General features: G+C 35.7%; 13 protein-coding genes, 2 tRNA genes and 1 riboswitch. Of the genes, 9 read left to right on the forward strand and 6 right to left on the reverse strand.

Annotation, left to right across the window (positions count from 1 at the left end; genetic code table 11):
• Nucleotides 1-546, reverse strand: a complete 546-nt coding sequence (locus M2265_RS10020) for an RNA polymerase sigma factor (protein WP_132771886.1) — start codon at nucleotides 544-546, stop codon at nucleotides 1-3.
• On the reverse strand, nucleotides 546-893 hold the full coding sequence (locus M2265_RS10025) for a DUF6249 domain-containing protein (RefSeq protein WP_132771887.1): 348 nt from the start codon (nucleotides 891-893) through the stop codon (nucleotides 546-548). Before M2265_RS10025 ends, M2265_RS10020 begins: the two co-directional genes overlap by 1 nt.
• A gap of 251 nt (nucleotides 894-1,144) precedes the next feature.
• Between M2265_RS10025 and M2265_RS10030 the strand changes: the two genes are divergently transcribed.
• The 4 genes from M2265_RS10030 (at nucleotide 1,145) to M2265_RS10045 (ending at nucleotide 6,378) form a co-directional block, all read left to right on the forward strand.
• The gene (locus M2265_RS10030; RefSeq protein ID WP_132771888.1) at nucleotides 1,145-4,504 is read left to right on the forward strand and encodes a DEAD/DEAH box helicase; all 3,360 of its coding nucleotides are present in this window, start codon (nucleotides 1,145-1,147) and stop codon (nucleotides 4,502-4,504) included.
• A 78-nt stretch (nucleotides 4,505-4,582) separates the two neighbouring features.
• A complete protein-coding gene (locus tag M2265_RS10035) occupies nucleotides 4,583-4,969 on the forward strand; it encodes an alpha/beta fold hydrolase (protein WP_132771889.1) in 387 nt (128 codons plus the stop codon).
• Complete coding sequence (locus tag M2265_RS10040) at nucleotides 4,914-5,435, forward strand: alpha/beta fold hydrolase (RefSeq protein WP_165905959.1); 522 nt, start codon at nucleotides 4,914-4,916, stop codon at nucleotides 5,433-5,435. The genes M2265_RS10035 and M2265_RS10040 overlap by 56 nt, the downstream gene beginning before the upstream one ends.
• Nucleotides 5,436-5,601: 166 nt before the next feature.
• Nucleotides 5,602-6,378, forward strand: coding sequence for a Cof-type HAD-IIB family hydrolase (locus M2265_RS10045; RefSeq protein WP_132771891.1), 777 nt, complete (start codon nucleotides 5,602-5,604; stop codon nucleotides 6,376-6,378).
• On the opposite strand, the gene M2265_RS10050 is transcribed toward M2265_RS10045, so the two are convergent.
• From M2265_RS10050 to M2265_RS10065, 4 genes are all read right to left on the reverse strand, one after another.
• Entirely contained in the window at nucleotides 6,375-6,986 is a 612-nt protein-coding gene (locus M2265_RS10050) for a hypothetical protein (RefSeq protein ID WP_132771892.1), read from the reverse strand. The genes M2265_RS10045 and M2265_RS10050 overlap by 4 nt on opposite strands.
• A 29-nt stretch (nucleotides 6,987-7,015) precedes the next feature.
• Complete coding sequence (locus M2265_RS10055; RefSeq protein ID WP_132771893.1) at nucleotides 7,016-7,378, reverse strand: iron chaperone; 363 nt, start codon at nucleotides 7,376-7,378, stop codon at nucleotides 7,016-7,018.
• Nucleotides 7,379-7,476: 98 nt separating this feature from the next.
• Complete coding sequence (locus tag M2265_RS10060) at nucleotides 7,477-8,073, reverse strand: DUF502 domain-containing protein (protein WP_132771894.1); 597 nt, start codon at nucleotides 8,071-8,073, stop codon at nucleotides 7,477-7,479.
• A gap of 48 nt (nucleotides 8,074-8,121) precedes the next feature.
• A complete protein-coding gene (locus M2265_RS10065) occupies nucleotides 8,122-10,563 on the reverse strand; it encodes a bifunctional UDP-N-acetylmuramoyl-tripeptide:D-alanyl-D-alanine ligase/alanine racemase (protein WP_132771895.1) in 2,442 nt (813 codons plus the stop codon).
• 58 nt (nucleotides 10,564-10,621) lie between these two features.
• Here M2265_RS10065 and M2265_RS10070 point away from each other — a divergent pair, with 58 nt between their 5' ends.
• The 5 genes from M2265_RS10070 (at nucleotide 10,622) to thiS (ending at nucleotide 13,003) form a co-directional block, all read left to right on the forward strand.
• Nucleotides 10,622-11,125, forward strand: a complete 504-nt coding sequence (locus M2265_RS10070) for a regulatory protein RecX (protein WP_319801170.1) — start codon at nucleotides 10,622-10,624, stop codon at nucleotides 11,123-11,125.
• 99 nt (nucleotides 11,126-11,224) lie between these two features.
• Nucleotides 11,225-11,300, forward strand: a tRNA-Gly gene (locus M2265_RS10075).
• Nucleotides 11,301-11,314: 14 nt separating this feature from the next.
• Nucleotides 11,315-11,399, forward strand: a tRNA-Leu gene (locus tag M2265_RS10080).
• A 470-nt stretch (nucleotides 11,400-11,869) separates the two neighbouring features.
• Nucleotides 11,870-12,448: a GDP-mannose pyrophosphatase NudK gene (gene nudK, locus M2265_RS10085; protein WP_132771897.1), complete on the forward strand. Its 579-nt coding sequence runs from the start codon at nucleotides 11,870-11,872 to the stop codon at nucleotides 12,446-12,448.
• A gap of 186 nt (nucleotides 12,449-12,634) precedes the next feature.
• A riboswitch (TPP riboswitch) is annotated at nucleotides 12,635-12,733 on the forward strand.
• A 21-nt stretch (nucleotides 12,734-12,754) separates the two neighbouring features.
• Complete coding sequence (gene thiS, locus M2265_RS10090; protein WP_207902479.1) at nucleotides 12,755-13,003, forward strand: sulfur carrier protein ThiS; 249 nt, start codon at nucleotides 12,755-12,757, stop codon at nucleotides 13,001-13,003.
• The last annotated feature ends 3 nt before the right edge of the window (nucleotides 13,004-13,006 follow it).

The raw sequence follows: 13,006 nt of genomic DNA on the forward strand, positions 1-13,006 counted from the left end.
CTACACATTTGCTTTATTCATTAATTCCTTCAATATGGCGTACATTCGTTTACGGCCCCGGTGCAAGATGACTCTTGTATTTGCATCAGTCCGGCCCGTTATTATCGAAACCTCTTTGATACTTTCTTCCTCCAGATAAAATAACCGTAAAGCCAAACTTTCATTTGCCGGTAATAGACAAAGTGCTTCATTGATCATCTGACTCCGTTCTTCTTCCTCCAATAAAGTCAGGTCACTTTCATCGATCACCTCTTTATCATAATCAGACTGAAAATCTAAGACTTCAATCTTAATCTTTCGCAATTGCATAAAGGCTGTATTGACGACAATTCGATATAACCAACTGCTAAATTTGGACTGCTGATTAAACGTGTCGAGTTTATGGTAACATTTGACAAAAGCATCCTGCGCGACTTCTTCTGCAAGCGATTCGTTTTTCACAATACTCATTGCAACAGAAAAGACCATATCCTGATATTTTTGCAAAAAATATCGAAAGGAATCGCGATCTCCCGCTAAAACTTTATCAATATACTGTTGATCCATCAATCCCTATCCTGCTTAGGTTTATCTACATAATTAGCAACAATCATGGCAATACCGCCACAAAGTACAATAATCGAAACTTTAAGTACACCGACAATATTTTCGGTCTGATATTGCGAAATTAAACCAACTATCAACAGCCCGATGCCAATTCCTACTATAAATACACCTAAACGTAACCAGTGTGAAATTCGAACTTGTTTTTTATAAAATTGAGATAAGTCCAGCCCTGCTTCGATCAAGGCCATACGCTCTTTATTTCTTGCTTGAAAATAGTAATAAAGCGTGAAGAAAATTGTACTAAAAAATGATACGAACATAATCGCACCCATTGTTTCCTTTTCCATAATTTATATTTTTCTCATTAGATGCAGACCGATCATCAAATGTTACAACTTAGCACTATAAATTTTAAAAAATGCTTTTTTAGTCTTTTAGCAAAAAATATTTTTGGAAAACGAATTTACATCGTTGCGCTTATATTCATACTGATATAACAGTTTTAAAGACTCTGACCATAAATATTGAAGAATAAAATTGGTTTTATATGACGGAATTAAAATTGTAAATAAAACAAATTTATCTAAGTTTGAGTAGCATGTATACAAAAGACGTTTTGCCACAGGGTTCAGATGATTTTCACCAGTTTCGATTCTCAGATATTCATTTTAACAATGAAAATCGATACAGCTTTTATTCTTGGATGTCAAACTTATCCGATAGCAACGCTCCAATCCGCATATTGACACTAAAGAAAAATGAAGGCCATTTCTCTATCCTCTCCCTAGGTATTCCCTACGATATCATTGTCGTTTATGACACTCCCGTACTCTCATTACTGTGCAATTGCTCTGAAAGCGAAGAATTCTGTATCCATCAAAAGCTAGTTCTGAATGAAATCTTTAAAAATGATCAGGTATATTTATTTTTCTCCGATCATGCTTATCAGAATTATCTAACTAAAATAGCAGTTAAATATGGGATAGAAGATGAACAGCAACTCGAGGATTATTTCGAAATTCAATGCATAGACGGTGTTGTAAAAACCATCAAAAAACAGGATAATTTACTAGATTTATCTCAAGATATTCTTAACACCGCAACAAATCCTGATTTAAAACGCAACAATAAGGAATTAGAACAGCTAAGCAACATTCTAGTACTTAAAGAGCATAAATACTATAAACACCCTCAGGTGTTACTCTATCGTGCAGCCCGCGCTAAAAATGGTTCGCTAAAAAACCCAGTACAGCAACTTTCATGTGAGGAAATGATCTGGAAAAGTAAAGATATTACAGAAAGTCAATTTTTTACCGCACTTCATTTTTTAGGGCAGAACACAATAGAAGAAAGCAAACAACAGATCACCGCCTTTAAAAAGCTGATTAAAAATCCACTAGGACTGGAAATCTATCAACATGATAAATCCTTATCGCAAACTATCGGGGCAAATAGTCTGACGCAGATCACATTAAGAGAACTACCCAAAACAATCCGAATTGACATCGATCGCATCGGGAGATTTTTCACTGTTAGAAGCTCAATTCAAATCGCTGGACAAGATCACGCTTTACAGCAGCTTCCTGTAGTCTTTGATTATTTCATTCAATTACAGCAACATTTCTATTTTATAGAGCATGCACAAATCCTTGCCCTGTTCAAACTTTTCAACACGACAGCAGATCACCTTATCGTACATCAGTCCAAATTCGAAGGTTTTAACAAGGATTTCTTAGTAGCAATGGAGGAGATTGTAGAAGTCAACTATCTACATATTCCCAAAGCAAATAGTAAACAAATCAAAGAACAACAGTTTTATAACGACACCGAATCGATTATCTATCTTGAAGAATCTGGTGATTATATCAATCTCATTCCGACCATGCGATATGCGGATGTAGAAGTTCCTGTTCGAAGCAGAAGATCTATCTTCGGATTTGATAAAAATGGACAAAAATTTTTAGTGAAACGGGATCTCGAAGCAGAACTCAAGATCATCAGCTTGATCATTAAGCAACATCCCTATTTCCAGGAGCAACTTGATGAAGATTTTCAGCACTTCTATCTGCATCGTAAACATTTTCTTGAACTGGACTGGTTCTTAAATGTGTTTGAAGATTGGCGCAATCATCATATTTCCATCATCGGATTTAACGAAATAAAAGCTAATAAATTAAACTCATTTAAAGGTAAAATAGCAATTCATGTGCTCAGTGGACAGAATTGGTTTAATGTAAATGTGGATCTGCAGTTTGGTAAAAGTAAAGGTTCGCTTAAAAACCTTCAAAAAGCTATTCGTAATAAATCAAAATTCATTACACTAGATGATGGTACGCAAGGTATATTGCCCGAAGAATGGTTGAATAAATTTGAACAGTTCTTTTTAGCAGGCGAAATCATTGATGACAGCCACTTACAGATTGCAGAAACAAATTATACAGCCATTGATCAATATTTTGAGGAACAATGGTTATCCCAAATAGCAAAAGAACGTTTGGAAGAAATCAAAAGTAAAATCAGGAATATCGATCAAGTCAAACCGGTCGTACTATCCAAAGATTTTATCGGTAGCCTCCGTAGTTACCAACATGATGGATTGAATTGGCTTAATTTTTTAGATGAATTCAATTTTGGTGGTTGCTTAGCGGACGATATGGGACTTGGAAAAACCATTCAGGTCATTGCTTTTATTTTAGATCAACGTAAAAAAGTAAAAAACAATTGCAATTTACTGGTACTTCCAACTACGCTAATTTTCAATTGGAAAAACGAATTGGAGAAATTTGCGCCATCGATTAAGACACTTGTCTTACAGGGTGCTGATCGTCAAAAAAGTACCCTAGGATTTGAACAATATGAACTGATATTGATTTCTTATCACAATTTATTATCAGACATCAATCACTTAAAAAAACACACTTTTAATTATATTTTTTTAGATGAGTCACAGCAGATTAAAAACCCCGAATCACAACGTTACCAAGCTGTTACCAAACTCAGTTCTCGTAATCGTATTGTAATTACAGGTACACCGATCGAGAACAGCACCATGGATTTGTTTGCCCAACTGTCGTTCGCCAATCCCGGATTATTAGGTTCGAAAAAATATTTTAAAGATGTCTATACTACGCCTATTGATGGATTCAGCAATAAAAAAAGATTGGAAGAATTGCAACACAAAGTAAAACCTTTTATTTTGCGACGTACAAAAACGGAGGTTGCCAAAGAGTTACCTGCAAAAAATGAAATCGTACTTTACTGCGAAATGAAACCGGCGCAAAGGCATATCTACGAGACTTATGAAAAGGAGTTTAGAGAATTTATCTCGGTCAAAGATGGGGATGAAATCCGTAAAAGCCCTATGCATGTCTTAAAAGGATTGACCAAACTACGCCAGATCTGCAATTCAACAAAATTGCTAAAAACAGATGATCTAAGTGTAGAACAAGATGCCTGCAAGATTGAAATGCTTATCGAACAAGTACTCGACAAAAGTCCATATCAGAAAATCATCATCTTTTCCCAATTTGTGAGCATGCTAAATCTAATCGAAACAGCTTTAGCCAAACACGATATCAAAGTGCTAAAATTAACAGGACAGACAAGAGATAGACAACATATTGTAACGCAATTTCAAGAAAATGAAGCACAGCGAGTCATACTGATAAGTTTAAAAGCAGGTGGAACGGGCTTAAATCTTACAGCGGCGAGCTTAGTATATTTGGTTGATCCTTGGTGGAATCCTGCAGTTGAAGCGCAAGCTATCGACCGCGCCTTTCGAATAGGTCAAGCAAAAGATGTCACCGCGATACGCTTAATCTGCCCGGATACTGTGGAGGATAAAATCATGAAACTGCAAGCCAATAAAACAGCAATAGCAGATAACATCATTTCCAGTACTTATAATCCGATTGCAGACTTTATGAATAAAGAACGCCTACTGAGCTTATTTCAATAAATGGAATTGCTACATACAAAGCGAATGTAAAGAGCTCATCTATGCCCTTAAAACATACATTTTTAAATAATTATCCTGATGAAAAAACTAAAGCAAAGCATTGAATATCTGAAATCTTTAGAACATATTTCTATAACGGCTAATTTAGATGATATTTGGTCGTATATCTGCTATTCCCCTAAAATGCCATTGCGACATCATCAAGAGCTACTAATACAGTTAGCTTCAAAAGATGAATTAGCAGTAAAGGATGAATTTTTCAGTGGTCACCTATTATCTTTTCCTGCCTACCGTTGGGGATCGGGCAAAGATTTAGTTTTGTTGACGCATGGTTGGGGATCAAAAGCCGCAGATTTTTCGATGCTTATTGATAAACTATTGGAAAATCCAGATTTAACGATAATCGCATTTGACGCACCTGGAAATGGAGGAGCTGAAGGAGAATTATTTAATTTTATACATTGAAGCTGTTCAAACTATTATTAATACCTATGGTTTACCTGCAATAGTCATCGGTCATTCTCTCGGTGCCATGGCTAATATCGCAGCATTAGCAAAAATTAGACATACTCCGAACTGGATCATTAGCCTTACTCCACTAATAGATTTAAAAGCAAATTTCGCAGCTAGTATGGATTTCGTAGCTGTACCAAAAGATGTTCAAGAACACTTTTTTCTGAATTTTGAAGAAAAATTCAATATGAAAACCGCTTACTTTCATTTAAACAGTTTATACGATTTTGATAATAGCCAGCAGCATCTTGTACTCTATGATCACCAGGACAAAATTGCGCCCTATACCTATCTGCAATCATTTTTTAAAGTTCATCCCCCGACAGAGGCGATAGACTTGAATGGTGTCGGTCATGAACGCATCTTAAAATCACCGGAAGCAATCTCCTGCGTTCTTGAAAAGATTTACTTAACATAGAAGCTGTTCTATGAATTGCAAATCAAATAATCTTATTTTAAATTCAATACTTTTTGATGGATAAAATATAGCAAAATACCCATAATACATCTTCATTATGACATCAAAGGGGCAAAAAGCAATCTTCTAATGTTTACCTTTGTATCACAAACATTTATAAAGTAGCATGATTAAAGCAGTTTTTTTTGACATCGACGGTACTCTTCTTAGTTTCGACACCCACAAAGTACCCGCTTCAACCGAAAAAGCCATTCAAGAATTAAAATCAAAAGGTATAAAAGTAATTGTTTCTACGGGAAGGTCTATCAATAGTTTAGATCATATCAAATACCTTGACTTTGACGGATTTATCACATTCAACGGTGGTTATTGCATCACGAAAGAGGGTGATGTACTTTTCAGAAAAGGTATTCACGCCACTGATATTCAATCTTTGATTGACCATGCTGCAAAAAATGAAGTAAGCTTCTCGCTGATGTCTGAAGAAGAAATCAGCATTTTTCAAGTAACACCAGAGATCGCTTCCATGTATGCACTCTTGAATTTACCTGTCCCGCCTCAAAGATCGTACGCAGACTTTGATATGGGATCTGTACTTCAAACCAATATCTTCATTCAACCGGAGGAACAGGAAGAATTTATGAACAATGTAATGCCCAATTCTGTGGCCAGCCGTTGGACCCCGCTATTTGCAGATGTGAATCCTTTAGGTCAAAGCAAACAAATTGGTATCGATATTTTCATCAAACACTTTAATATCGACATCAAGGAAACCATGTCTTTTGGTGACGGTGGAAACGATATCACCATGTTGAAACATACGGCCTACGGAATTGCTATGGGTAATGCCAATCCTGAGGTAAAAGCTATTGCAGACTATATTACCGATGATGTAGACAATGACGGTATATACAATGCTCTAGCACATTTTGAGGTTATCTAAAACCTCAAAGTTAGATTTGCGCGAAATGTATGTGCATTGCTATTCATAATAAGTGTATGTTGATCACCAAATTCATACTGTAGACGAGCCTGATAATTCTCTACAGAGTCATTACCTTTTTGATCAACAATATGGTGATTAACATGATTTGTAATATCCAATGAAATGATTTTTTCAAATACTGAAATCTTGATTTTCATTGGATATTTTGCTGCTGCATGATATCCTTGCCACAAAGCATTCTGAACCAATGGCAACAAGATAAACCTCGGTACAGACAAAGTGGGATATTCGATCTTTTTAGTCCACACAACGGAAAGGTCTACAGCAGAAATCTGACTGAATAAAGAAACATATCTTTCCATAAAATCAATTTCTGCTTCAGCACTATTCTGAGTTTCCAATTGCGAAGCAATATCCTGATAAGCTAGAAAAGCTTGTAAAAATAAAGTATTTTTTGGATCATCCTTAATTTTATCCAAGCAACCTCGTATAAGTTCTACATCAAACTGACTGTTTACAAAAGAAAGTTTTGCCTTATCTTTCCATTGTTCGTGTAAGTTTTCAGGAACTTTACTGCTCCATAAACGATTCCATAATCGATCCATCACCACCTTTAATTTAAAATCCTAATAACCTATTTAAACTTATCTAATGTCTCTGAAACCCTAAATTCAACAATTCTTGCGATGAGGTCATATGGGATCGGCTCCCGTAACGGAAACTGCACCGAACCTTTACCTTGCTTATAAGAAGCAAGTTCTATTTCGAATTTTGAGTGACCGGTCGGCGTTGCATAAAATCCGATATGCTTTTGATAACCACCGAAATAAACAAGCGGTTTTCCTTTTAATTTATAAGCTGGCATGCCATAAGCTATTCCTTCAGTAGCTTGAGGAGCATGCTGCAGAATTGTATTACGGACCTGCAACAAGATCTCCTGCACTTCTTTTGGAAAACAAGCAATATACTCTTCTACTGTTTTAAATTTAACATTCATCACTAATTATGATTTAAAGTTCAAGATAAATGTAAACAAAAGGGAACCATTTTACCAATGATTCCCTTTTGTTTTATATAAACGTATGTATTTGTATCTTATTCTAAACCACTGACACCACCTGAAACAACGAGCTTCATCGCGTCTGTAGCAGACATATCTAATTTGGTTACCAAGGATGATTTTACAACGACCACCTGACCTGCAAATGAATATGAATAGGGAAAATAAACCACCACTTCATCTGTAAGCTTAATTTTTGATAGATCTGATTGTGTCAGAAAACCAATTTTACTAACCCCTATTTCATTCACTTTAACTAGGACAGGAACATTAAATTTTTTGGCATCACCTACAAAGGCTTCAGTAAAATCTTTAATGGATGAATATAGCGTATTCAACAAAGGAATACGGTTAATCTGATTATTCAGCCAGTGTTTAATTGGATCTGTCACAAAATTGGTAAAAACAATCCCTGCTACAACCAAAAATAAAATGACTGTTAAAATACCGATTCCGGGAATATATAAAGGATGTCCTGTCTCATCCTCTAGGAATAACCCTGTAAGGTTAAGCGCCGAATCGACTGAAGCAACAATCCAAACAATTAAAAAAACCGCACCAGCTAAAGGAACAACGACCAAAGTTCCTTTGATAAGATAATTTAAAAAAGCTCTAATTAATTTTGATAACATATTACTTGTACCTAAAAGACCCTACAAAGATGCGAAATAAGCCTCGAATTACTCGTAAAAATAAACTCTTTTCACCCGTTGTGAGATATTGACCAACAATTCATACGGGATGGTTCCTATAGCCAATGCCGCTTCCTTAATATCAGGATAAACAATGACTTCGTCTTCTTCATTAACATTAATATCTGTCACATCTAACATACACATATCCATACATATATTTCCAATGGTAGAAACCAGTTGCCCGTTGATCGACATTTTACCTACTCCATTACCGAACCTTCGATCATAACCGTCTGCATAACCGATCTTGATGGTTGCGGTTCTGCTCGCACGTTGCAACATACCAGCGCGATTGTATCCTACTGTTTCATTAGCCGCAAGCTCTTTTATCTGGGTAACATTGGTCTTCAGAACACTAACTTCTCTCACCGGCAGATCATCTCGATCCATATCAATTCCATAAAGACCAATCCCTAAGCGTACCATATCGAAATAAGCACTTGGCCACAGATCAATACCCGATGTCGCAGCAATATGTCTGATAAAAGAATACCCTAATTCCTCCTTAAGTTTTGTAGTGAAAACATCTAAAAGATGAATCTGACTCTCAGTAAAATCATTATCAACAGCATTTCCTGCCGAAGCTAAATGTGAAAAAACAGACTGCACTTTCATCGCATCCTGATTTTTCAATATCGCTAGCAGTTCATCAACTTCCTCTGGCATAAAACCAAGACGATGCATCCCGGTATCAACTTTAATATGGACTGGAAAATCTTTTAGTCCTTGCTGTAAGAGATAGCGGAGAAATGAATTTAAAACTCTAAAACTATAGATCTCTGGTTCCAACTTATGATGTACAATAGCATCAAAGGCATTTTCATCAGGACTCATTACCACTATTGGAAGTGTGATGCCTCCATTTCTCAGATCAACACCTTCATCAGCAAAAGCAACCGTCAAATAATCCACATGATTAAACTGTAGTAAATTAGCAATTTCAAAACTTCCACTTCCATAAGAAAAAGCTTTCACCATAGCCATCAATTTAACACCTGCAGGCAACAGACCCCGATATACATTGAGGTTATGTTCCAATGCATTTAAATTAATCTCTAATATCGTATCATGTGATTTAGCAACCAATCGTTTACTGATCTGTTCAAAATGATAATCACGTGCACCCTTTATCAAGATCGTTGAATTGCTATAATCAATATGCTTAAAACCATCTATAAATGATTTTGTATCCGAGTAGCTGGCCGTGGGTAATGAAAACTGTGCTTCCAACTGACTCAAAATAGGTCCGATAAAAATCAAATCAGTTAATCCACTAGCTGCGACCAAACGCTTTAGTTTACTGATACTCTTCTCATCATGCAACTGTACTCCAGGAATATCGGATAAGATTAGGACCTTACGAGAATTTTGCTTTTGTTGCTTTAAAAAATCCAATGCAATCTGTAGCGCTACCAGATCATTACTATATGAATCATCAATAATGGAAGTATTATGTTTTCCTTTTTTCAATTCAAGACGCATCTCCATCGGTTGCAACGTGGCAATACGATCGGCTATAGTATTAAAATCATAACCAAAAGTAATCATCACTGCAATACATGAAATCGCATTCTCAATTGATGCTTGATCAACAAAAGGAATTTTAACCGTAAAAAACTGGCGGGAAAAACATAAACTTACCAATGTAGATTGATCACCTTCCTTCTTAAGCGAATAAACCTCTAATTGACACGATTCATCCTCTCCCCAGGCAAATTTATAAATCTGAGAAGGCATATAGATCTGTTCAAGATACTTTTTAGGATAGACCAATACCTCAGCATCTGTAAAAAGTTTCAGCTTCTGCGCAATTTTTTCCTCTTTCGATTGAAACCCTTCTTTATGGGCTACCCCGATATTGGTTAATACACCATGCGTAGGTTTAATCATTTTTTGGAGTTTCTCCATTTCACCGACCTCACTTATTCCAGCTTCTATGATGGCGAAATTATATTGTTCATTTAGTTCCCATAGTGATAAAGCAACACCCAGCTGTGAATTATAGCTTTTAGGACTGCGATAGATTTTATATTCTGGAGATAGCAGTTGAAACAACCATTCTTTGACGATAGTCTTACCGTTGCTCCCTGTAATACCCAATACAGGAGATTTAAATTTCATGCGCTGAGTTTCTGCTACTGCCTGTAATGCTAAAAAAGTATCTGCGACCCATAAAACATTAGCATCTGGCAATATCAGTTCTTGCTGAAAGTCATTTTGTAACACAAAATTTCTAATCCCTTTACTATAGGCATCCATGATAAACTCATGTCCATCACGACGATTGATCAAGGCAAAGAATAATCCTGTTTCAGCATTTACGATCTTACGTGTATCATAAATCAGATTTTGAATGATAGATTTATGATGAACAATAATTGATCTTTTAGGAACAACAATCTCTGAAATATCCGATATGGTATACATTTTTTAAAATATTTATTCAATCAAAGCTCCACAATTTTTCAATAAGTTCAATATATTTTTGAAATTTGTAAAGATGTTTGACGAAGAGAAAACGAGAAAAAAAATATACACACCTAAGCAAGCATTGCTTAAGGCTGCCAGTTATTGTGCTTATCAAGAACGGGCACAACAAGAAGTCCGGGATAAATTATACGAATGGGGCTTGCATCAAGAAGATGTAGAGGAAATCATTTCACAATTGATATCGGACAATTTTCTAAATGAAGAACGCTTTGCTATAGCCTATACTCTAGGTAAGCTTAGAATAAAAAGTTGGGGAAAGATTAAGATTAAGCAGTCCTTAAAACTCAAAAGGGTATCCGACCCTTTAATCAAAATTGCATTTTCAAAAATTGATTTAGATGAGTATGAAGATAAACTCCATGATCTTTTAGATAAAAAGCAACTATCATTGAAAGATAAAGATGTCTATATTCTAAAAAACAAGTTATTTCAATATGCTTTATCAAGAGGTTTCGAAAGTGATCTCATTTCTTCTCTCCTGAAAGAAAAGGGCTTATAAAAAAAAGACAATAAAGCTTATATTAAAATTTGTTTTTTTAATTATTAGCTCTATATTTGCATCACCAAAACAGAAAACAACTTGTTAACTGTTAGCAATGCGAAAATAGCTCAGCTGGTAGAGCACAACCTTGCCAAGGTTGGGGTCGCGAGTTCGAATCTCGTTTTTCGCTCCACATTAATATCACCTGCCTAGGTGGTGGAACTGGTAGACACGCAGGACTTAAAATCCTGTTTCCGTTAAGGAAGTGCGGGTTCGATTCCCGCCCTAGGTACAAGAAAGCTCATCCAAAAGATGAGCTTTTCTTGTTTATAGACCTTTGATTTTTTTATTGATATCAATAGATTTACCATTGCATTTTATTGTTTCCATCTTGTATATTTCTAGATAGGTGATAGTGATATTATAGAGGTTTTATAGAGGGTTCATAGAGGTATATCTCTATAAACCCTCTATAAATACACAATAAAATGTATCTAAGATCTCAAGTACTTTTTAACCTGTCCTCTACATGATCTTCATCATTTTATATCAGCTCATAAGGCAATCGCTACTGAATAAAATTTCCTTCAACACGATCGATTTTTCCCATATAAACAATTTTAGGAGTTTATAAATTTATATACCTTTAGCCATCGACAACTTACTTTTAAAAGTCCACCGTATTTTAGAAAAAAAGTATAAAAGAACTGAAAAATATGCATATGACAATTATTAATAATGCGAATTTGAAATACCTCAATCATGATAGATAACATCAAAATCACAGAAACCAAGGTCTTATCAGACAATTGGTACGTCTTGCGAAAGATCACTTACGAATATTTGAAAAAGGACGGCACCATTATGAGTCAAAGCAGGGAAGCATACGACAGAGGAAACGGTGCCACTATTTTACTGTACAACAAAGAACAGAAAACAGTTATCCTTACCCGTCAATTTCGTCTACCTACATTTGTCAATGGAAATGAGAGCGGTATGATGATTGAAGCTTGTGCAGGTTTGTTGGATAAAGATAATGCCGAGGATTGCATCAGAAGAGAAACTGAAGAAGAAACGGGTTATAAAATTACAGATGTACGTAAAATATTTGAAGCTTATATGTCCCCTGGATCTGTCACAGAAATTCTGTATTTCTTTATAGCCGAATATGCTAAAGAAATGAAAGTCAGTGAAGGTGGTGGGCTAGAACAGGAGGAAGAAAATATTGAAGTTTTGGAATTGCCTATAAAAGAAGCGATGCAAATGGTTGATAATGGCGAAATCAAAGATGCCAAAACCATTATGCTGCTTCAATATATTAAACTCCAGCATATTTTATAGTATTTGCCATTGATTCTCCCTGCCCATAACTCCACCTCTGCCAGGGAGAATCATTATTCGCTATACCAGCAGTCCCCATCAATAAAACACTTCACTTCTTAAAGTATATGGTTCTGTCACAAAAAGATGGACAGACTAAAATAAATCTACCTATTTTCGTTTATTGAGATTTTTTACCTAGTTTAGTGGAAACTTTAGGGGTGTCTGCAAAATTTGCAGGCTGAGATTTTACCCTTAGAACCTGATCCGGATCATACTGGCGTAGGGAAAAGTAGATGTCTTCATTGTGCATATACCGGCACAACTGTGGCCATTCCTAAAGTTTTTTATTTAAAAATTTTAAAAGGAATGGAACTCACAATTAATCACCAATTACGTTTTTTTGAACAGCCCCCCTCCTCTTTGGAAGGTTTGATGCTTTTGGAATTCCCAGCAAAAAGCAAGGGCATTGCTGTCGCTATTAATAACCAGGTTATACCCAAAACGGCTTGGGCAACAACCAAACTACAGCATCAGGACTCAATTCTAATTATCGCTGCAACACAGGGCGGATAAATC

The sequence above is a fragment of the Sphingobacterium kitahiroshimense genome, assembly GCF_025961315.1.
Classification (GTDB): domain Bacteria; phylum Bacteroidota; class Bacteroidia; order Sphingobacteriales; family Sphingobacteriaceae; genus Sphingobacterium; species Sphingobacterium anhuiense.